We start from the raw sequence: 20,013 nt of genomic DNA, 5'->3' as shown, positions 1-20,013 counted from the left end.
CTCCGGCATGATACAACGGAAAGAGGAGTTTTTATTTTAGATAGAGAGAGAAGATATTTATGGGGGAGCTTATGTCTAAAAAATTAGTAAAGCCTATTTTAAATGGTATTTTATTTCTCGGCGTCTTTTTATTTGCTCATACATACTTAAAAAATGTTTCCTTCACGCGTTATTTACTTGTCGTTATACCAATGTTGCTCGTTGGTATGTTTGGCATCGACCTTATTTTATCCATTTTAATAAAAGAAGAAAAATAACGAGCAGGGCCGTCCCAACAGTATTCCGGGATGGCTTTCTTTTATTAAAAGGCTATGTTTTGTCGTTCAGTCGATATAATCTTTCACTAACGCTATCTGAACTAAAAGATGAAACTTTTGGACAGTCCTTTTTCATTTCATAATCACCATATGTTACAATGAGATTCGGCACAAAGCGAGAAAGGATGAAACAACATGACAAACGAAAAAGGTTTAGATAAAGGGTATGAACTTGTTGCAAAAATGCATGAAGAGTTCGGACATCCTGTGACAAATACTCCAACAAAATTAGCAGAAGAACGTGCAAAAATCCGTGCAAGTTTTATGCAAGAAGAGCTAGAAGAATTTCTAGAAGCAACGACTGTTGAAGATCAATATGATGCACTAATTGACCTTATTTACTTTGCATTCGGAACGTTTGCCGAAATGGGCGTACGTCCTGATAAAGGATTCGAAATTGTAAATAACGCAAACATGGCAAAACTATTCCCTGATGGAAAACCTCGATTCCGCGAAGGCGACGGCAAAATTCTAAAACCAGAAGGCTGGCAAGCACCAGAACCACAACTTCGTGCTGAAATCGAACGTCAGCGCCAAGAAGCTGAAAAAAACTGCTAGGAAATCCTAGCAGTTTTTTATTATGTCTTTTTTTCTGCAATTCCTTAATGACCCACGTGTCCAGCGTGTCCTGCTGCTCCACCAATACTAGCCGCTCCTGCTGCTGCCCCTGCTCCTCCTGCTCCAATTCCACCTGTCCAAGGAGAAGATTGTTGCTGTTGATATTGTTGGTATTGTTGGTGCTGTTGAACATGTTGGCCTTGGTGACCGTGTTGGCCTTGGTGACCGTGTTGGCCTTGATGACCGTGTTGGCCTTGATGACCATGTTGACCATGTTGACCATGTTGACCATGATGACCATGTTGACCATGTTGACCATGTTGACCATGTTGACCATGTTGACCATGTTGACCATGTTGACCATGTTGACCGTGGTGACCGTGGTGACCTTGATGGCCTTGGTGCGTTTGATAAAGAACAGCTTGCGGATGAATGTGGTGGTGACCGTGGTGATGTACTTGTTGTTGATGACCATGGTGGCCGTGTTGGCCTTGATGATGATGATGATGATGTCCATGATGGCCGTGTTGACCTTGGTGGTGATGATGTCCATGATGACCGTGTTGGCCTTGGTGGTGATGGTGTACATGGTGGCCATGTTGACCTTGGTGATGATGATGTACATGATGACCATGAATACCTTGCGGATAACCACCTACTCCGCCTGCTACAACACCTACTCCTGGTACTGGAAATCCTGTCTGCACTCCTCCAACGAAAGAAGGAAATGTAGTTGGTGCTCCTACTGGAAATCCTGTCTGTACGCCAGCTACTGATGTTGGAAAGCTTCCTGTTACTGTAGGCATTCCAGCCCCTGATGTCGAAAATCCTCCCATTGATGTAGGCATTCCCGTTTGCATGCCAGCTACCGATGTTGGAAATCCTCCTGCTGCTCCACCCATCCAGCTCGGAATTCCGCCGTACCCTTGTTGGCCAGCTCCTCCCATTAACATCATTTGTTCATAACTACCCGATCCACCTCCGAAGAAGCCATGTGGTGCATTATTGTCCATCCCTTTCATTCCTTTCACCTCTTCTACTCAATTTAGCCTACCTTTTTTATCATATTTCCTATAGAAGAATAGGTGTTTGTCTGTATTGGAATTCCGCTCCTTTTTCTTCATTCATGATAAAATTAATTAACTAAATATTTCTTCTAGGAGGTATTTCTATTGAAAAACGTAACAAAGGCTTCTATCAAAGATTTAGATGCAATCTTACATATAGATATTGATGTAATCGGAGATGATAGTAGACGAGATTATATTAAACACACTATCAATGAGGGCAAATGCATCATTGTAAAAGAAGACAATTCTATTTCTGGTTTTCTAACATACGATACAAATTTCTTTGGTTGTACTTTCCTCTCATTAATTATTGTTTCGCCAGCAAAAAGAAGGAACGGCTATGCAAGCTCGTTAATCTCATATATGTTAAGTCATTCTCCTACTCAAAAAATCTTTTCTTCGACGAACGAATCGAATACAAGTATGCAAGCCGTTTTTAATACGAATGGATTTGTACGTAGTGGAATAGTTGAAAATTTAGATGAAGGGGATCCTGAAATTATTTTCTACACAAAAAAGCTCAGAGCATAAATGCTCTGAGCTTTTTTAAAATACATTAGTTTGCAACAATGTTAACAAGTTTTCCAGGAACTACAATTACTTTACGAACTGTTTTTCCTTCGATTTGGTCTTGAATTGCTTCAAGTGCAAGTTGTTCCATTTCTTCTTTTGATGCGTCTTTACTCATTGTTAGTTTTGCGCGAACTTTGCCCATAACTTGAACAACGATTTCAACTTCATCTTCTACAAGTTTAGACTCATCAAATGTTGGCCAGCTTGCATATGTGATTGTTTCATTGTATCCAAGTTTGCTCCATAGTTCTTCTCCGATGTGAGGTGCAACTGGTGCAATCATTTTTACGAAACCTTCTACATATTCTTTTGGAAGTGTTTCAGCTTTGTATGCATCGTTGATGAATACCATCATTTGAGAAATCGCTGTGTTGAAGCGAAGCTCTGCATAGTCTTCTGTTACTTTCTTCACTGTTTGGTGGTAAGCTTTTTCAAGCTCTTTATTTGGTGCATCAGTAATTTTCTCACTTAATTCACCGTTATCTTGAATGAATAGACGCCATACGCGGTCTAGGAAACGACGAGCTCCGTCAAGACCATTTTCAGACCAAGCGATTGAAGCATCTAATGGTCCCATGAACATTTCGTATAGACGAAGTGTATCTGCACCATGGCTTGCTACGATATCATCAGGGTTTACAACGTTACCTTTTGATTTACTCATTTTCTCGTTGTTTTCACCTAGAATCATACCTTGGTTGAATAATTGTTGGAACGGCTCTTTCGTTGGAACTACACCGATATCGTATAATACTTTATGCCAGAAACGAGCATATAGTAAGTGAAGTACAGCGTGCTCCGCTCCGCCGATATAAATATCAACTGGAAGCCATTGTTTTACTTTCTCAGGATCCACAAGTGCGTCGCTGTTGTTTGGATCGATGTAACGTAGGTAATACCAGCAGCTACCAGCCCATTGTGGCATTGTGTTCGTTTCACGACGACCTTTTTTACCAGTTTCAGGATCAACAACATTTACCCACTCTTCAATGTTCGCAAGTGGTGATTCACCTGTACCTGAAGGACGGATGTTTTCTGTTTTCGGAAGAACTAATGGTAATTCTTCTTCTTTCACAGCTGTCATTGTGCCATCTTCCCAGTGGATTACTGGAATTGGCTCACCCCAGTAACGTTGACGGCTGAATAACCAGTCACGTAGACGGTACGTTACTTTTTGATTTCCTGCGCTCGTTACTTCAAGCCATTCAATCATTTTTGCGATTGCTTCTTCTTTATTTAAACCATCAAGGAATGCTGAGTTTACGTGTGTACCATCACCTGTGTACACTTCTTTCGTAATGTCTCCACCTTTTACAACTTCCTTCATTGGAAGATTGAATACTGATGCGAATTCATAGTCACGCTCATCGTGAGCTGGAACTGCCATTACAGCACCTGTTCCGTAAGTTGCAAGAACGTAATCAGCGATCCAGATTGGTAATTTCTCACCGTTTACTGGATTAACTGCGTAAGCACCAGTGAATACACCAGTTTTTTCTTTCGCAAGCTCTGTACGCTCTAGGTCACTCTTCATTTTTACAGCGTTAATGTAAGCTTCTACTGCTTCTTTTTGTTCCGCCGTTGTAATTTCAGCAACAAGTGCATGTTCCGGAGCAAGTACACAGTATGTTGCACCGAATAATGTATCAGGACGCGTTGTGAAAACTGTGAACTTCTCATCTGTACCATCGATGTTGAAATGTACTTCTGCACCTTCAGAACGACCGATCCAGTTACGTTGCATATCTTTTAAGCTTTCTGGCCAATCAAGCTCATCTAGATCTTCTAATAGACGATCTCCGTAAGCTGTAATTTTTAACATCCACTGTCTCATCGGACGACGCTCAACTGGATGTCCGCCGCGCTCACTCTTACCGTCAATGATTTCTTCGTTTGCAAGTACTGTACCAAGTGCTGGGCACCAGTTTACAGGTACTTCATCAACGTAAGCTAAGCCTTTTTCAAATAGTTTTAGGAAGATCCATTGTGTCCACTTATAGTAGTTTGGATCTGTTGTATTTACTTCACGATCCCAATCATAAGAGAAGCCTAATGCTTTAATTTGATTACGGAACGTATTAATATTAATCTCTGTAAATTCTGCCGGGCTGTTTCCAGTATCAAGTGCATATTGCTCTGCTGGAAGACCGAATGCATCCCATCCCATTGGATGAAGAACGTTATATCCTTGCATACGCTTCATACGAGATAAAATATCTGTCGCTGTATAACCTTCTGGATGTCCTACGTGTAGGCCTGCACCTGATGGATATGGGAACATATCTAGTGCATAAAATTTTGGTTTTTCTGTCTCATCTGGCGTACGGAATGTTTTATTCTCTTCCCAGTACCCTTGCCACTTCTTCTCAATATCTTGATGATTAAAGCTCATGAGATACCCTCCTTGAAATTCTATTTATTTTCACCGCCCAAAATACAAAAAACCTCTCATCCCTAGAAAGGGACGAGAGGTTATAGATTCCCGCGGTACCACCCTAAATTAATGTACAAATATACATTCGCTTAGATCCGTAACGTGGATTAACGGCAATTGCTACTAATAGTTTCACAACTGCAACTCAAAGGCGAGTTCATAACGAAACGTGGATTGACTTGCACCGACCGTCAACTCTCTAAACCAGCTTCTATTACTACTACTCCTTCTCACTGTTATTACAAATATGAGTTAATGTGAACTACCCACCACTTCGTATCTCTAAAGAGCTTACTTAAAGCGAAGGCTTCTCGGTTAATCGTTACTGTTAATCACTAACGAATTCGTCTTAGGACAGCCGAGCTATCTCCCTTGTTCTAAAGGTTGTTTTATTTAAATATATTCTAAAACATGTTACATGTTCCGTCAAACTAAACTGCAATTTTTTCTTCAACTGTTTCTTCGACTTTTACTCGTTTATCATACATGCTCGTTGCTATAAGCGCTACTACAAGCATTACCATGATTGCTATAAACAATACTTCCATATTGTATAAATCAACAATCGCTCCGCCAACGACTGGTCCGAACATTTTCCCTACAGTCGCCGCGCTATTTACAACGCCCTGATAAAACCCAAGTTTATCTTTTGGTGCAAGTATATTTGCAATGGTCGGAACTGCTGGCCATACAAATAACTCACCAATCGTTAATGTTACCATCGCAACGAGGAACATCGTAAATTGCTGCGCCTGACTTAACACAATGAATGACGCCGCAAAAATGACGATCCCAATCATAATTTGTTGTTTTAAAGAACGCTTCATCCAGCGAATTAACATACTAACAAGTGGCTGCGCACAAACGATCATCGCTCCGTTTATCGTCCATAATAAACTATAATGACGAAGGCTAATATTTAATTCCCGCATATGAGTCGCAATCGCTCCTTGCCACTGTACATATGTAACCCAGCATAAAGCATATGCTACACATACGATAAGAAGTGCTTTGAATCCAGGTGTAAGCGACCAGCCTTTTTTCGTTTCGACTTCTTTTTGTACGCCCGGCTCTTTTTTGTCTTCCATACCACGGAATCCGATAAAAGCAATTAAGAAGAAAACAAAGTATAAAATAAAGTTCGCTAAGAAAATATAATCAAAACGATACGATGCAACTAATCCACCACATGCTGTTCCGATCGCAATACCAACGTTTTGTCCAACATACATCGCATTAAATGCTCGTCTTCCGCCCTCTGGCCAAACCGTACCAACCACCGCATACATCGATGGGAAGACCATTCCAGAACCAAAACCGATTAAGGCTAGCCACACAACATATAACGGCCAACCGTGGAAGAACACAAGACCTAAAATCGATACGAGTGTAATAACAATCCCTACTAAAGTTGATTTATAACCGCCCCATTTATCAAATAAAACACCGCCGAGCAAGTTTCCGATTACACCAGTAAGCGAGTTGATCATTAATACCATTCCGGCCACAGATAAAGATTTCCCTAGGTGATCATGCAAATAAATTGTATTAAAAGGCCATAAAAAAGAAGCACCCGTGACATTAATAATCATCCCAGCTACTAATAGCCATACTTTCCTTGGCATAGTCTCCCCTCCTATTCTATTTTTTCGTTCATCTATAACAGTAAAATTGTAGTCGTTTTTAAATAGGAAGGCAACTGATTAATAGTTGATGAAATTCAGATAACAGTATGTCAGTAAATGAAATTATATTGATTGCTGCTTGAAAATATATCGGCGATTTTGGAAATATATCAGCGATTCTCAAAATATATCGGCGATTCTCGAAATATATCAGCGATTATTAAAATATATCGACTTACCGACAAAAAATGACAGCAATAACAATAAAAAAGAGGAGATTACATGAAGTTCACGCAGTCTCCTCTTTTTTGTACTATCCAACTTCTTTTTCTCGTTTCGCACGTTCTTTCGCACTCCATTTAAATATCTTATCTAATAGAGAGTATATTCTCCCAGACTCTTTCGTTAATAACGGACCTAACGATGCTAATATTAAAACGTACAGTGCAGAGAACGGTTTAATCGCTGCCATTAAACCACCCGCAATGCCAATATTGGCTACAATAATGGAGAACTCTCCGCGTGATACGAGGGTTAAACCGATATTCGTAGAAGCCTTATGCGATAACCCGGCTTTACGTCCCGCAATCATTCCAGCTGTAAAATTACCGATGAGTGTAATAAAAACTGCTCCTAACGCCAACCACACTGCTCCTCCAAGTGAAAACGGATCTATACTTAAACCGAAGCTGAAAAAGAATATAGCTCCAAAGAAATCACGAAACGGGACGACGAGATGCTCAATCCGATCGCTATGCTCTGTTTCAGAAAAAACGAGTCCTAACAATAATGCTCCAATCGCCTCAGCAACATGAATCGTTTCTGAAAATCCTGCTACAAAGAATAAAATAGCAAATATTACGATAATAAAAATTTCATTTGACGAAATATCTAATATTTTATTTAGAAACGGCGTAGCTTTTCTAGCAATTACAAAGAATAGTAGCATATATCCTACTGCGATTAACACCGATGTAAGAGCGCCTAAAAATGATGTTGCACCACCAAGTACTAACCCTGAAACAACTGATAAATATACAGCTAAAAAAATATCATCAAACATAATGATTCCTAATATTAATTCAGTCTCTTTATTACCAGATCTTCTTAAATCAACAATTACTTTTGCAACAATTGCACTAGATGAAATTGTAATGATTCCAGCAATAATTAACGTTTCTAATAAGGGGAAGCCCATCACATATCCATAAAGCAAGCCTAATATGAAATTAAGCGATATGTGGACAGTCCCCCCGAAAGCAATCGACTTTCCTGATTTAATTAATTTTTTTATTGAGAATTCTAAGCCTAAATAGAATAGGAGGAATATGACGCCAACGCGGCCGAGGAAGGAAATAACTTCTCCGCTTTCAATAAACCTTAAATCGATAAGTCCTAAATCTGGGGCATGAGGCCCCACTAACATACCGAGTATAATGAGAAACGGAATAATCGAGAACTTTAACTTCGCAGCGAGGATAGCTGCAAAAGCTACTAATACTAACGCAGTTCCAACTTCAAAGATTAAAGTATCCATCGATTAGGAATCACCTCCTGCTGAAAGCAATTCATTAATAATTCTTTTCACTTCATGTCTCGCACCTGACAACACGAGCATATCGCCAGCTTCAATAATAGAGTCTGGACCTGGATTAAAGAATTTCTTCATATTCTTTTTCAAAATAGCAATAATCGTTACGTTATATGTTTTTCTGACATGTAAGCTACCAATTGTTTGTTGTACTACTGGTGCCTTATTCTCCACCTTAAACCATTCAATTGATAATCCTTCAAAAGCCATCTCAATTGTGTCTAACGCTTGTGGTCTATATACCATTCCGCCTAAAATAGCTGCAATTTGTCTCGCTTCAGAATCGCGAAGAGAAACGCTTGAAATACTCTCATCATGATCCGCATCAAAATGATACATTTCTCTTCGGCCATCATCATGAATTACGATAACCATTTTTTCATTACCTTTTGTGATTACTTCGAATTTACATCCAATGCCCGGTAGTTCACTTTCTCTAATATTCATATTTTCCGCCTCCTAAAATTTTTAGTTACGGCTTTTACAAATCTACATCAATCTCCGTTTTAAACTTCTCATCTTTTGAGATTCCTAAATACTTAAGTGTTTCTGATGGAGTTGCGTGATGAAAATGCTTTTGCAATAGCGCAATCGCTATTCCTCTTTTGTACGCGTGATATCCAAATGTTTTTCGCATTGAGTTCGTTCCAATCTTCCCAACAATTCCAACCGCTTCAGCTGCGCTGTGAATAACGCGATACGCTTGTTGGCGCGAAATTGAATTTGTCGTTTTATTAGATTGAAATACGTAGTTTTCTCTTTGAGCATCAATAGATTGTACATACTCTAAAAGCGCTTCTTTTACTTTTGTATTTAAATAAATATCTTGTTTGAATTTTTCATCTTTCACAGGAAGTGAGTAGAACTCTTTAACGGTTCTATCTTCATTTAATACCTCTTCAAATTTCATGCTAAGTAGTTCGGTAATCTTTAATCCAGTGTTAATTCCAATAACAAATAAAAGATAATCTCGCTGTGAGTGCTCTTTTAAATACTTTTTCATAGCCTCAATTTGGCTTATATCTTTTAATGCCTCTACAACTTCCATACATGTATCTCCTCATCTTATGAACGGTAATTTTCTCATTATCCTGTTCATTTTACCTTATCACGCTATGAGATTTCCATGTATTATCCATTATTTTCACAATATACGACTTAGGTCTGACAATTTTTCATTTGGAAATTTATGATTGTACAAATACGGTGTGGGTAGAAAAATAGGGGATACAAGTTCAGCTTCTTTCTCCAGAGCGGATTCCTCCTTTCGTTTTTCGGTTGCTGATACTCACATATTATGTTACTTATTTACATTATATTATATATTTCAGTAACATTAAAGTGTTTTTTCTGAAAATACAAAAAACCGAGCGCTTTCACTCGGCCTTTTACGTATTAATCTTCTTTCGGAAGAACAATTCCTTTATACAACTGAACTGTAATGAAGTAATAAATCGCATAAATAACTACGAAAATTACGATTGGTACCCAAATACGGAAGTAAGGATCCATTAAAATAAATCCGAAAATATTCATACCAACTAATACGTGAGCGATACCCACAATTGCTGGGAATAAGAATACTAAGAATAACTCTTTATAAATCGATTTCGTTAATAACTCACGGCGCACACCGATTTTACGAAGCATTTGATAACGCGTAATATCTTTTGATGCACCGGAAAGAATTTTAAACATTAAACAACTTGCCATCATTGCTAGGAACGCAATTCCAAGGAAGAATCCCATAAATACTGTTCCACTCGCAATGCCGTAGAATCCATTGTAAGATTGATATTTACTATCTAATCTTTCAGCTTTTATATTTTTATATTTATCTAGCTGCAACTCGTCAAGTTTTTTCCATTCTTTTGTATATGTTAAGAAATCATCTACTTTTCCGATAAATGCCATACCTTCTTTACCATTTAACCCATCGTACATTTTTTGATCTACAATTTTAATTGCATGATCTTCATATACATAAAATGGATGAATTGTTCTAAAAGCATCGTCCCATTCTGCCGGAAGTTCTTTCGCATTCGCATCTTTTTCGTTCATTTCTCTAGAAACTGCGCCTACTGGTAGTTCCTGTGAAGCTTTTTTCGTATTCGCTAAATCCTTCATAGACTTCATCTTTGTCATGTCTTTTACTAAAGGACGATTTTTCTCTAAATCTTCTTTTACATAGTAAACGTATTTATCATCTACTTTGTAACGATATTCATTTTTCTCTTTAAATGTAATACCGTCTAAAATTTTCTTTTCTTCAGCTGTTGGATTATGAACGACTGAATCATAGATTACTAAACCATCAACCATTTTTATAACGTTATTTTTAAACGCCATACCACCTGAAATTGCGCCAGCTCCAAGCGCAACTAACATTGCCACTGTTGCAAGTACTTTCGTTAAGCTATTAATACGGAAGTTTAATTGTGCAAATGTAAAAGCATTAAGTCCTTTTTCACTACGTTTTTTATTACTCTTTAACTTTTTAATAATAACCGGGAGAAGTGAACCAAATAGCATGTAAGTACCAGCTGTTGTTGTAACTAATGCAATAAGGATTCCTATTTCTCTTAGTTTTTCCATGTAAATCATCGATGCATAGCCAATTCCTAATAAAATAACAGCAAGGATTGCAACGACACCTGTCATTTTTCCTTTTACTGCAACACGCTCTGTTTGTGCATCTGCATGTACGAGTTGCAATACAGAAATACGTGATAACTTAATACTGTTCATAATTGCTGATAATACAAATAGTGCAAAGAAGAAGATGCAAGTAACAGTCATAGATGGTAGATAAAATGCTTTATACCCTTCACCAGCAAATTCAAGCTGTTTCATTAATAACTGTCCGATACCTTCTGCAAGCCCTACACCAACTGTAATACCAATCGCAAGAGACGCAGCACCTAATACAATCGTTTCAATAAACATAAGCAATGTAACTTTATGTTTTTTTGCTCCTAACATCATATACATGCCAAACTCTTTTTGACGAAGAGATAATAAGAAAGAGTTCGCATATAAAATATAGAAGAACGTTATAATGGCTAGTAAAAATGAACCTGCTTGGAATACGAATCCAATTGATTGAATAACTGAATTAGATTCGATAAACGCTTTATTCAGCGCTAACGTTTGAAACATATAAAAAATTGAAATCGACATGACAAGACCAACCAGTAAGACGATATAATCTTTTAGCTTACTTTTCAGCCCCGACATGGAAAGTTTAAATAACATACTGGACCCTCCTTTCTTACGCTTTTTGTGTACCTAAATCTGCAAGTACATCTAAAATTTCTTTGTAGAACTCTTCACGCGTACCACCGCGATGAATTTCTTTATACAGCTCACCATCTTGAATGAATAAAATACGTTGGCAGTAACTTGCACTGTAAGGATCATGCGTAACCATCATAATCGATACGCCTTGATCTTTATTTAAGTTTGTCATCGCATCAAGTAAACTCGTTGCATTTTTAGAATCAAGAGCTCCTGTTGGCTCGTCCCCTAAAATAATTGCCGGCTCATGCACAAGTGCACGTGCTGCTGCTGAACGCTGCTTTTGACCACCAGATACTTCAGATGGATATTTTTGAAGAATTTCTGTAATCCCTAACATATCCGCTACTTTTTCTACTTTTGGTCCAATATTACGTGATGGAACACCTTGAAGAGAAAGTGGAAGTGCAATGTTTTCATAAATAGATAAGTTCTCTAGTAAGTTAAAATCTTGGAAAATGAACCCTAATTTTTGTGAGCGGAAATCAGAAAGCTCACCTTGTTTCATTTTCGTAATGTCCGTACCCGCAATTTCAACAACGCCGCCCGTTGCTTTATCAAGCGTTGAAATTACATTTAATAATGTCGTTTTACCAGAACCAGATGGTCCCATAATCCCAACAAACTCACCCTCTTGAATTGAGAATGACACACCTTTTAACGCGTGTGATTGGTTCTCACCTTTTTTACCGTACACTTTTTGAACGTTTTTCACGTCTACAACTGGTTTCGTCATATATATCCTCCTACGCTTGTTTTTCCATTACCTATTTTGCGCTTTTTGGGGGTGAACTGCTATTTGTTAACATTACATTTACCTTACACTTTTGTAATATAAAAAAGGTGCGTGTGTAAGGTTCGTTTTTTTCTATTTGATCAACTTCGTTGGTAAATGAATTTTTATCGGCGATTTTTCAAATATATCGGCGATTCTTCCACTTTTATCAGCGATTTTCAAAATATATCGACGATTCTTCCACTTTTATCAGCGATTTTCAAAATATATCGACTTACCGACAAAAGATGACAATAAAAATAGGCTGTTCCACAAAAGGAACAGCCCACTTCTCTCTTTATCCCGCTTTAATGGGCAGTAAGACCCCCACTGATTAAAGTTTCACTTTATTTCTTTAAAGGTGTTACCGTCCAATACGTAATAACACGCCAAATCCATTCTAATGGCCCCATTTTAAAGATTTTCATCCAAATTACACTAAAAACAATTTGAATTGCATAAATTGCAATACATACATATAACGTCTGCATGTACGTTAAGTTTCCTGCGAAGTTAAACACGCTACCAGCAATTAAGATCATTGCAGTTTGTCCAATATAATTTGTTAAAGCCATACGACCGTAGTATTTCAGTGGTGCTAGCAATGTTTGAACTGGTTTTAGCTGAAGTAATAAAATTAATGCTCCGACATAGAAAGCTGAGATTACTGGTCCAACTGTAACACCAATTTTTAAAAATTGACCTGCCGCATCTATTGTTCCATCCTCATTCATAAGTATCATATTTATAAATGGTTCAGCAGGAACATGCCCATACTGATACCATAAAGCCACCACACTTAAAACAAACATAACGCCTGTAAAAATAGCGACTTTCTTTATATTCTGCGTGAGATTTTCAAATACATGATATTGTCCTGCAGCAAGCCCTAATAAAATTAAGCCAAGTGGCAATAGTTCTTTAATACCCATTACACTAAAAGCTATTGTTAAAATAAGACCGATAACTAAGTTCACTTGTTTTTTCGCTTTATAAAATGGTAAAACGATTAACCCGCAAATTGCATATAACGTTAATGCTTCTCCAGGCTGAAACATGTAATGAATCAAACCGAAAATAAATAGTGCAACTACGCGGCGTAAAAATAGAACGTACCCATTCTTCCCTTTCGCAATTGCTCGTGTAATGAAGATATAGAATCCTACTCCAAATAAGAATGAAAAAATCGAGAAGAAACGACCTTCTACAAATAAGTATAGAAACCTTTGATAACTTGCATCCATCGTATTTGGTTCTGGGATTTTAATATGAAGTAGTGCAAGAATATTTACTAAAATAATCCCCAGTAATGCGAAGCCACGAATGTAATCTAACTCATCAATTCGTTTGTTTGTTATATTGTTCCCCATAAAGCAACTCCTTGTCCAAAATTTAATCCTTCCTTACTCTACTGGAAAAGTAAGCTTGTAACTATCGACAAACCTTACAGAAATCTTACATTATTGTCATATAGTAAAATGAAATTTTAATCGGACTTTTGCGATGCAAAATAAAACCAGGTCATATTGCGACCTGGTTTACTCTGATTGTTTTGATCTTTGCGGTTGTCCTTTTTTACTATTACGCTGTTTCACTTGTACAACCGGATCAAGCTCATTTGAAAACTCAGCGTTATGTCCATTTTGCGTTTTTTGCTCTGGATTATTTTGATCTGAACGTTTCGCCATTACATTCACTCCTTATTAGTGCGGTGTAATAATCATTTGATGTTGCAGTTGGCGAATTGCCATACGCGCTCTATTTAATTGCTCACGTTGCTCATCATTCGCATGTTGTTGCATCGTTTGTAAATCGTTATATGCTTGTTCTAATTGTAACTGTGCATCTCCATACTCCAACGTATTGTAATGCTCTTGTCTCATACCAAGATCTAATTGTTCTTTCGCGTATTCCACAGCTTGTTCCGCTTGTGTAATATACGATTCAAGTGATTGACGCTCTGCCATAATTGTCCCTCCTTGCTTCAATTCCCCTTTAGTGTGTCCCTTCCATCTCTACCTTATGAGTATGTTATAATGGATTTTGTTTCATTTTGACTCGGCTTAGGAGGGAAAGTAATGAAGGTTCAAAACCCTTTTCCATATACAAACGACAATAAACGTTATCATACATGGAATTACCATTTACGAAATGAATTTGGTGAAAAAATCTTTAAAGTTTCATTAGATGCTGGCTTCGATTGCCCGAACCGTGACGGTACAGTTGCTTATGGCGGTTGTACATTTTGCAGTGCTGCCGGATCTGGTGACTTCGCTGGCGATCGCCGCGATGATGTTATAACGCAATATCATGAAATGAAAGAAAAAATGCGCTCGAAGTGGAAAGATGGCAAATGTATCGCTTATTTCCAAGCGTACACAAATACACATGCACCACTTGAAGTGTTAAAAGAAAAATTCGAACCGCTTCTAGCAGAAAAAGACGTTGTCGGTCTTTCTATCGCAACTCGTCCAGATTGTTTGCCAGATGATGTCGTTGAATATTTAGCGGACTTAAATAAACGCACATATCTTTGGGTTGAACTTGGACTACAAACTGTTCATGAGCGCACTGCAAATCTTATTAATCGTGCGCATGATTATCCGTCTTATGTGGAAGGCGTAAATAAATTACGCAAGCACGGCATTAGAGTTTGCTCTCATATTATTAACGGTCTTCCACTTGAAGATTACGACATGATGATGGAAACAGCTCGTGAAGTAGCGAAGCTTGACGTACAAGGAATTAAAATTCATTTACTTCATTTATTAAAAGGAACGCCAATGGTAAAGCAATATGAAAAAGGACAACTCGAGTTCCTTTCTCTTGAAGATTACGTAAGTCTCGTTGTTGACCAACTTGAAATTATTCCAGAAGACGTAATTGTGCACCGTATCACAGGTGACGGCCCACCTGATTTAATGATTGGTCCAATGTGGAGCTTAAATAAATGGGAAGTATTAAATTCCATCGATGCAGAATTTGTACGCCGCGGGAGCTGGCAAGGAAAATATGCAAATGAGGAGAAACAACAATGAAATTAGAACGTGTATTACCGTTTGCACGCACACTGCTGCAAACGGCTGTTAAAGAAGGCGATTACGCTGTAGATGCAACTTTAGGAAATGGACATGACACTTGCTTCCTAGCTGAAATCGTTGGAGATAACGGAAAAGTATTTGGATTTGATATTCAAAAAGAAGCAATTAAAAGCTCTACTATCCGTTTAAAAGAAAAAGAGCTTTTCGAACGTACTGTTTTAGTTCACGATAGTCACGACACACTTCTATCCGTACTACCAGAAGATGCAAAAGGAAAAGTAACAGGCGCTATCTTCAACTTAGGTTACCTTCCTGGCGGTGACAAACATATCGTTACAAAACCGAACTCAACAATTTCGGCAATTGAACAATTACTAGAAGTAATGGCACCTGAAGGTATCATCGTCCTTGTTATTTATCACGGACACCCAGAAGGACAAGTAGAACGCGACGCTGTTCTCAAATTTGCAGAAGAGCTAGACCAAAAACAAGCTCACGTACTGCGATACGGCTTCATTAACCAGCAAAATAACCCGCCATTTATTGTGGCGATTGAGAAACGCTAAATATATCGACGATTTTTCAATTATATCAATCGTAACTCCGAATATATCGACGATTTTTTCGGTATATCGACGATTCGACACACTATATCGACTTATCGACAAAACATAACAAAAAAAGACGTGCACTCATTGCACGTCTTTTTCTTATTCTCCTATATAATGGATGTATACAATATTTGAAGAAAGAAGGATAGAACTTTGCTAGTAGAACTAAGGGGAATTCAAAAGAAGTATGGCAAATCACTTATACTAGACAACATTGATTTATCCATTCCAGAAGGAGAAGCGCTCGCTATTATTGGCGGAAACGGTACTGGAAAAAGTACTCTACTCAAAATAATTGCAGGATTTATTTCACCGACAGCAGGGACACTTCAAAGAAAAGAACATATACAAATTGGCTATGTACCTGAACATTTTCCTGAAGGGATTCGTTTTACATTAGAGGATTATCTATATCATCTCGGTCACATTCACGGTTTATCAACAAAATATTTAAAAGATAAAATTCCGATGCTTCTTGAATCTTTTCATTTACATCATGCAAGGCATTCCGTTGTACGAAACTTTTCAAAAGGTATGAAACAAAAAACAGGCATTATGCAAGCATTGCTTACAGACGTCCATTTATTAATTTTAGATGAACCGCTTTCTGGGCTCGATCCTAACTCTCAGCAAGAACTAGAACATATTTTACTCTCATTAAAACAACAAGGCATATCTATACTCTTCACATGTCACGAAAAGCAACTACTAGAAAACTTCGCCGATAGAATTGTGACGTTAGCAAATCATACAATCACGGAAGATATCTCTGTGCAAAAATCAGCAGAACAAGTCTATATTGAAGCAATCGTTCATGAAACATTTTCAGCGATAGAACTACGGAAACAATTAGGATTTATACACGTTACACACAATTCAAATCAAAACCTTATTCAATTACAAATAAAAAAAGAATATACAAACGAAATGCTTCAGTTTTTATTACATAAAAAAGCATCTATCACACTGCTACAACCTAACTTTTAAATCGAAAGAAGGTTTGTTATGTTTGCTCTTATTCGTTACCATTTTCTCGACTATACAAAATCATATAAGTACGTCCCTCCTATTGCGATGTACTTTGTGAGCTTACTTTTTGTATATGCATATAAACCGACTCCTATTGTACCGACATACTTAGAAACAGCACTCGCACTTTATTTATTATCTGCCTGGATTACAGTCACAATTTTTCATACGGAAGACCCTGTACAAGAACAAATTACTATTTCTCACACAAATAATATTTCCGCACTATATGTGGGTAAATATATTACGGCTCTTCTCATTTGTTCTGTTTTATCTTTCATATCCGTAATCTACCCAATTATTTTGCAAATGTTTAATGAAGAAATGACAGTTTCTTTATTTTTAGTCGGATTTCTCGCTCATATATCTTTCTCTATATTAGGAATTTCAATCGCAACTTTATTTACTAGAAATATGATTCCAAAAGCAAGCACCGCTTGGCTTAGCCTGACATTCATATTACTTATAACAATTGCCTCAATCCGGTTTAAAAAAGAGCTACTATGGTTTTTACCACCTGTCGAAAGCTTTCTAATGCTTGGACAATACAAAATGAATATACTTACTCACACGCTATGGCTCACAGCTTGGGCTATCGTATATTCATTTTTATTACTTACTTTATTTCTATTTGTCGTTCGCAAAAAACGTTTTTAATTACATACTAAAGGAGACAAACCAATGATCGGAATACTAGCAGGAATGGGACCAAAATCAACTGGTCCATTCGTTGATACAGTTGTAGCAAAGTGCCAAACAATATACGGAGCAAAGCATGATATGGACTTTCCTCATATGATGATTTATTCTTGTCCAACACCATTTTATATGGATTGCTCTATTGATCACGAAGCAATGAAAAAGGCGATTATTGAAGGGGCACAAAAGCTTGAAAGTACTGGCGTAGAATTTATCGCTATGCCGTGCAATACGGCGCATCTTTATTTTGAAGAGTTACAGTATTCTCTGTCCATTCCGATTTTAAATATCGTCGATGAGACGTTACAAGCAATTCCTGAAAATACAAAAAGAGTTGCTCTTCTCGCAACAGAAGCGACAGTTCAAGCTGGTATTTATCAAGACGGGATTGCAAAACGTAATATAGAGTACATTCATCATGAAAAATGGCAGGCAATGATTAATCAAATTATTACTTATATAAAAAGCGGAGAAGTTGAAGAAGCCCACAAATTATGGAGCACGCTCGTTTTACAATTGAGAGATGAAGTTGATACCGCAATTATCGCATGTACTGATTTGAATGTTGTGGCGGGTGAGGATTTTGTTGATTCTGCTCAATGTCTTGCTGAGGCAGTTGTTAGGGTGTATGTATCAAATAAAAAGAAATCTTCGTAAACATAGAAAACATACTTTCTGAAATGTGGTTTATGTTTGATGAAAACCCCAAAAACTTTTAACATTTTTCACAATTCCTTCAAAATATCCACACTTAATCTCGCTATATTAAAATGAGGAATCTATTCATATAGGGAAGGTTAGGGGAACTGAAAGTATGAAAGTAAATCGTTCGCTTCATTACATTTTTTGGCGTTGGCATTTTTATGCTGGGCTTTTTATTACGCCGCTTCTTATTACGTTGTCACTGAGCGGAATTGGGTATTTATTTCGGGAAGAGGTTGAAGATTTCATCTATAAAGATTTATATTTTGGGAAGAGCGCCCAAACAGAGTCTATTTCGATGTCTGATTCTATTTCCTTAACAGAGAAAAAATATCCACATTATAGTGTGGCGAAAATTAGTGAGTTTAATGGGGATTATAATACGAGACTTACTATTGCAAATGAGTATACTGGGCAACAAAAGTATGTGTATGTAGATAGCAATAATCAAATTGTTGGGGATCAAAATGCAAGTGAAACGTTTGCGAATATAATGCGGGAATTACATAGTTCTCTTTTAGTTGGTGGCACTGTCGTCAACTATACTGTAGAGCTTGCGGCATGCTGGACAATCTTTTTAATTGTGACTGGATTGTATATGAGTATACGCCAATTCAAAAACACACCGGCATCCAATAAGCGAGAAAAAGCAAAACGACGTCATGCTATTATCGGTATTATATTTACAATTCCACTCGTTCTGCTAGTCGCATCTGGATTGCCATGGTCAGGATTTATGGGGAACCAAATTTATAAAATCGCATCGTCGAATGAATCAATTGGGTACCCGAAATTATATATGGCACCGCCTGAATCAAAGGTAAAAGAATTACCGTGGGCAACAAGAAAAGAAGCTCCTCCTGAATCAAATTCAAATGAACCGAAAGCAATTTCTGTCGATGAATTACAAAAAGGAATTGAAATAAAGAAGCCGTACGTTATCTCACTACCAGCTGATCCGAAAGGTGTATTCACCGTTTCAAAATCGAGCGGTTCTGGTATTACGGGAATGCATGTGGCACCAAATGAAGAAATAACAGCGTACTTTGATCAATATAGCGGAGAGCTTATTTCCAAAACAGACTATCGTGACTATGGATTATTTGCACAATGGTTCACTTACGGTATCCCGCTTCACGAAGGTCATTTATTCGGATGGCCAAATAAAATATTATGCTTACTAACGACATTATCTTTATTACTTCTCATTTATTACGGAATAAAAATGTGGTTAGCAAGAAAGCCGAAAGGAAAATTAGCAGCACCACCAAAGCAAAGAGATAAGAAAAGCATAATCGTTTTCTTTATCATGATGGTTATACTAGGCGCTGTCATGCCTTTATTCGGACTATCTGTTTTAGTTATTTTCGCGATTGAACTTCTCATATATGTATTTTCAAAAATACGATCATAATAAAAAAGCATTTGTACTCTCGTGTACAAATGCTTTTTTATTTGCTATTCGTTTGTTTCTTTCTATTACTCATTAAGAAAACAATATCTATAATAATAATTGCACCAATTAACACTTGTGGCACATAATCCATCATAGTAGGACCACTTGGCCTATTTAACATCATATACATTCCCATCACAAATGAAATTGATAATAAAATTAAAAGTGTAATTTCAATGTGATCATATAGCTTTCGAAAAACACGCTTCATTCCCGCCACCCCTTTACCATATTA

At 37.4% G+C, this 20,013-nt stretch carries 21 protein-coding genes and 1 other annotated feature; of the genes, 9 read left to right on the top strand and 12 right to left on the bottom strand.

Annotation, left to right across the window (positions count from 1 at the left end; genetic code table 11):
• Window positions 1-71 precede the first annotated feature (71 nt).
• Together BAQ44_RS25995 and BAQ44_RS25990 are read left to right on the top strand one after the other, a co-directional pair.
• The gene (locus BAQ44_RS25995) at window positions 72-257 is read left to right on the top strand and encodes a hypothetical protein (protein WP_000038782.1); all 186 of its coding nucleotides are present in this window, start codon (window positions 72-74) and stop codon (window positions 255-257) included.
• A 195-nt stretch (window positions 258-452) separates the two neighbouring features.
• The gene (locus tag BAQ44_RS25990) at window positions 453-875 is read left to right on the top strand and encodes a pyrophosphohydrolase domain-containing protein (RefSeq protein ID WP_071724576.1); all 423 of its coding nucleotides are present in this window, start codon (window positions 453-455) and stop codon (window positions 873-875) included.
• A gap of 44 nt (window positions 876-919) precedes the next feature.
• Here the strand turns inward: BAQ44_RS25990 and BAQ44_RS25985 are convergent, their stop codons facing one another.
• Window positions 920-1,897, bottom strand: a complete 978-nt coding sequence (locus BAQ44_RS25985) for a hypothetical protein (protein WP_071724575.1) — start codon at window positions 1,895-1,897, stop codon at window positions 920-922.
• Between the two features lie 150 nt (window positions 1,898-2,047).
• Between BAQ44_RS25985 and BAQ44_RS25980 the strand changes: the two genes are divergently transcribed.
• Window positions 2,048-2,476, top strand: a complete 429-nt coding sequence (locus tag BAQ44_RS25980) for a GNAT family N-acetyltransferase (protein WP_071724574.1) — start codon at window positions 2,048-2,050, stop codon at window positions 2,474-2,476.
• A gap of 25 nt (window positions 2,477-2,501) precedes the next feature.
• Here BAQ44_RS25980 and leuS read toward each other — a convergent pair whose 3' ends face one another.
• The 10 genes from leuS to BAQ44_RS25925 form a co-directional block, all read right to left on the bottom strand.
• The gene (leuS, locus tag BAQ44_RS25975; RefSeq protein ID WP_071724572.1) at window positions 2,502-4,910 is read right to left on the bottom strand and encodes a leucine--tRNA ligase; all 2,409 of its coding nucleotides are present in this window, start codon (window positions 4,908-4,910) and stop codon (window positions 2,502-2,504) included.
• 65 nt (window positions 4,911-4,975) lie between these two features.
• Window positions 4,976-5,195 (bottom strand) — a binding site (T-box leader).
• A 188-nt stretch (window positions 5,196-5,383) separates the two neighbouring features.
• The gene (locus tag BAQ44_RS25970) at window positions 5,384-6,577 is read right to left on the bottom strand and encodes an MDR family MFS transporter (protein WP_071724570.1); all 1,194 of its coding nucleotides are present in this window, start codon (window positions 6,575-6,577) and stop codon (window positions 5,384-5,386) included.
• Window positions 6,578-6,890: 313 nt separating this feature from the next.
• Window positions 6,891-8,114, bottom strand: coding sequence for a cation:proton antiporter (locus tag BAQ44_RS25960; protein WP_071724567.1), 1,224 nt, complete (start codon window positions 8,112-8,114; stop codon window positions 6,891-6,893).
• A gap of 3 nt (window positions 8,115-8,117) precedes the next feature.
• The gene (locus BAQ44_RS25955; RefSeq protein WP_001026050.1) at window positions 8,118-8,615 is read right to left on the bottom strand and encodes a cation:proton antiporter regulatory subunit; all 498 of its coding nucleotides are present in this window, start codon (window positions 8,613-8,615) and stop codon (window positions 8,118-8,120) included.
• 34 nt (window positions 8,616-8,649) lie between these two features.
• A complete protein-coding gene (locus BAQ44_RS25950; RefSeq protein ID WP_063262134.1) occupies window positions 8,650-9,216 on the bottom strand; it encodes a tyrosine-type recombinase/integrase in 567 nt (188 codons plus the stop codon).
• A gap of 347 nt (window positions 9,217-9,563) precedes the next feature.
• Complete coding sequence (locus tag BAQ44_RS25945) at window positions 9,564-11,423, bottom strand: FtsX-like permease family protein (protein ID WP_071724565.1); 1,860 nt, start codon at window positions 11,421-11,423, stop codon at window positions 9,564-9,566.
• A gap of 16 nt (window positions 11,424-11,439) precedes the next feature.
• A complete protein-coding gene (locus BAQ44_RS25940; RefSeq protein WP_000165844.1) occupies window positions 11,440-12,201 on the bottom strand; it encodes an ABC transporter ATP-binding protein in 762 nt (253 codons plus the stop codon).
• A 386-nt stretch (window positions 12,202-12,587) separates the two neighbouring features.
• Complete coding sequence (locus BAQ44_RS25935) at window positions 12,588-13,610, bottom strand: DUF418 domain-containing protein (protein ID WP_071724563.1); 1,023 nt, start codon at window positions 13,608-13,610, stop codon at window positions 12,588-12,590.
• A gap of 168 nt (window positions 13,611-13,778) precedes the next feature.
• Window positions 13,779-13,928: a hypothetical protein gene (locus tag BAQ44_RS25930; protein ID WP_001129345.1), complete on the bottom strand. Its 150-nt coding sequence runs from the start codon at window positions 13,926-13,928 to the stop codon at window positions 13,779-13,781.
• Between the two features lie 15 nt (window positions 13,929-13,943).
• Window positions 13,944-14,207, bottom strand: coding sequence for a YtzC family protein (locus BAQ44_RS25925; RefSeq protein WP_061676783.1), 264 nt, complete (start codon window positions 14,205-14,207; stop codon window positions 13,944-13,946).
• 111 nt (window positions 14,208-14,318) lie between these two features.
• On the opposite strand from BAQ44_RS25925, the gene mnmL reads away from it, so the two are divergent.
• The 6 genes from mnmL to BAQ44_RS25895 all read left to right on the top strand — a co-directional run bounded on the left by mnmL (window position 14,319) and on the right by BAQ44_RS25895 (window position 19,736).
• Window positions 14,319-15,278 (top strand): tRNA modification radical SAM protein MnmL/YtqA, encoded by a 960-nt coding sequence (gene mnmL / locus BAQ44_RS25920; protein WP_000868034.1) that lies wholly within the window; start codon window positions 14,319-14,321, stop codon window positions 15,276-15,278.
• A complete protein-coding gene (gene mnmM / locus BAQ44_RS25915; protein WP_071724560.1) occupies window positions 15,275-15,847 on the top strand; it encodes a tRNA 5-(aminomethyl)-2-thiouridylate-methyltransferase MnmM in 573 nt (190 codons plus the stop codon). The genes mnmL and mnmM overlap by 4 nt, the downstream gene beginning before the upstream one ends.
• 198 nt (window positions 15,848-16,045) lie before the next feature.
• Complete coding sequence (locus BAQ44_RS25910) at window positions 16,046-16,879, top strand: ABC transporter ATP-binding protein (protein WP_071724559.1); 834 nt, start codon at window positions 16,046-16,048, stop codon at window positions 16,877-16,879.
• Between the two features lie 18 nt (window positions 16,880-16,897).
• Complete coding sequence (locus tag BAQ44_RS25905; RefSeq protein WP_071724557.1) at window positions 16,898-17,578, top strand: ABC transporter permease; 681 nt, start codon at window positions 16,898-16,900, stop codon at window positions 17,576-17,578.
• A 24-nt stretch (window positions 17,579-17,602) separates the two neighbouring features.
• Window positions 17,603-18,277, top strand: coding sequence for an aspartate/glutamate racemase family protein (locus BAQ44_RS25900; protein WP_071724552.1), 675 nt, complete (start codon window positions 17,603-17,605; stop codon window positions 18,275-18,277).
• 157 nt (window positions 18,278-18,434) lie between these two features.
• The gene (locus BAQ44_RS25895) at window positions 18,435-19,736 is read left to right on the top strand and encodes a PepSY-associated TM helix domain-containing protein (RefSeq protein ID WP_071724551.1); all 1,302 of its coding nucleotides are present in this window, start codon (window positions 18,435-18,437) and stop codon (window positions 19,734-19,736) included.
• 37 nt (window positions 19,737-19,773) lie between these two features.
• Here BAQ44_RS25895 and BAQ44_RS25890 read toward each other — a convergent pair whose 3' ends face one another.
• Window positions 19,774-19,989 carry a hypothetical protein gene (locus BAQ44_RS25890; protein WP_071724550.1) on the bottom strand — a complete coding sequence of 72 codons (216 nt, stop codon included), beginning with the start codon at window positions 19,987-19,989 and terminating at the stop codon, window positions 19,774-19,776.
• Between the last annotated feature and the right edge of the window lie 24 nt (window positions 19,990-20,013).

This window comes from Bacillus mobilis (assembly GCF_001884045.1).
GTDB lineage: Bacteria > Bacillota > Bacilli > Bacillales > Bacillaceae_G > Bacillus_A > Bacillus_A mobilis.
The sequence above is the reverse complement of the archived record's forward strand: the minus strand, read 5'-3'. Positions and strand labels throughout refer to the sequence as shown.

What these genes read in the sequence shown, in the direction of transcription:
- BAQ44_RS25940 (WP_000165844.1), bottom strand. Translation starts at nt 12,201, where the DNA reads ATGACGAAACCAGTTGTAGACGTGAAAAACGTTCAAAAAGTGTACGGT.
- BAQ44_RS25900 (WP_071724552.1), top strand. Translation starts at nt 17,603, where the DNA reads ATGATCGGAATACTAGCAGGAATGGGACCAAAATCAACTGGTCCATTC.
- BAQ44_RS25945 (WP_071724565.1), bottom strand. Translation starts at nt 11,423, where the DNA reads ATGTTATTTAAACTTTCCATGTCGGGGCTGAAAAGTAAGCTAAAAGAT.
- mnmM (WP_071724560.1), top strand. Translation starts at nt 15,275, where the DNA reads ATGAAATTAGAACGTGTATTACCGTTTGCACGCACACTGCTGCAAACG.
- BAQ44_RS25925 (WP_061676783.1), bottom strand. Translation starts at nt 14,207, where the DNA reads ATGGCAGAGCGTCAATCACTTGAATCGTATATTACACAAGCGGAACAA.
- BAQ44_RS25955 (WP_001026050.1), bottom strand. Translation starts at nt 8,615, where the DNA reads ATGAATATTAGAGAAAGTGAACTACCGGGCATTGGATGTAAATTCGAA.
- BAQ44_RS25995 (WP_000038782.1), top strand. Translation starts at nt 72, where the DNA reads ATGTCTAAAAAATTAGTAAAGCCTATTTTAAATGGTATTTTATTTCTC.
- BAQ44_RS25930 (WP_001129345.1), bottom strand. Translation starts at nt 13,928, where the DNA reads ATGGCGAAACGTTCAGATCAAAATAATCCAGAGCAAAAAACGCAAAAT.
- BAQ44_RS25890 (WP_071724550.1), bottom strand. Translation starts at nt 19,989, where the DNA reads ATGAAGCGTGTTTTTCGAAAGCTATATGATCACATTGAAATTACACTT.
- leuS (WP_071724572.1), bottom strand. Translation starts at nt 4,910, where the DNA reads ATGAGCTTTAATCATCAAGATATTGAGAAGAAGTGGCAAGGGTACTGG.
- BAQ44_RS25985 (WP_071724575.1), bottom strand. Translation starts at nt 1,897, where the DNA reads ATGAAAGGGATGGACAATAATGCACCACATGGCTTCTTCGGAGGTGGA.
- mnmL (WP_000868034.1), top strand. Translation starts at nt 14,319, where the DNA reads ATGAAGGTTCAAAACCCTTTTCCATATACAAACGACAATAAACGTTAT.
- BAQ44_RS25970 (WP_071724570.1), bottom strand. Translation starts at nt 6,577, where the DNA reads ATGCCAAGGAAAGTATGGCTATTAGTAGCTGGGATGATTATTAATGTC.
- BAQ44_RS25905 (WP_071724557.1), top strand. Translation starts at nt 16,898, where the DNA reads ATGTTTGCTCTTATTCGTTACCATTTTCTCGACTATACAAAATCATAT.
- BAQ44_RS25935 (WP_071724563.1), bottom strand. Translation starts at nt 13,610, where the DNA reads ATGGGGAACAATATAACAAACAAACGAATTGATGAGTTAGATTACATT.
- BAQ44_RS25990 (WP_071724576.1), top strand. Translation starts at nt 453, where the DNA reads ATGACAAACGAAAAAGGTTTAGATAAAGGGTATGAACTTGTTGCAAAA.
- BAQ44_RS25895 (WP_071724551.1), top strand. Translation starts at nt 18,435, where the DNA reads ATGAAAGTAAATCGTTCGCTTCATTACATTTTTTGGCGTTGGCATTTT.
- BAQ44_RS25960 (WP_071724567.1), bottom strand. Translation starts at nt 8,114, where the DNA reads ATGGATACTTTAATCTTTGAAGTTGGAACTGCGTTAGTATTAGTAGCT.
- BAQ44_RS25950 (WP_063262134.1), bottom strand. Translation starts at nt 9,216, where the DNA reads ATGGAAGTTGTAGAGGCATTAAAAGATATAAGCCAAATTGAGGCTATG.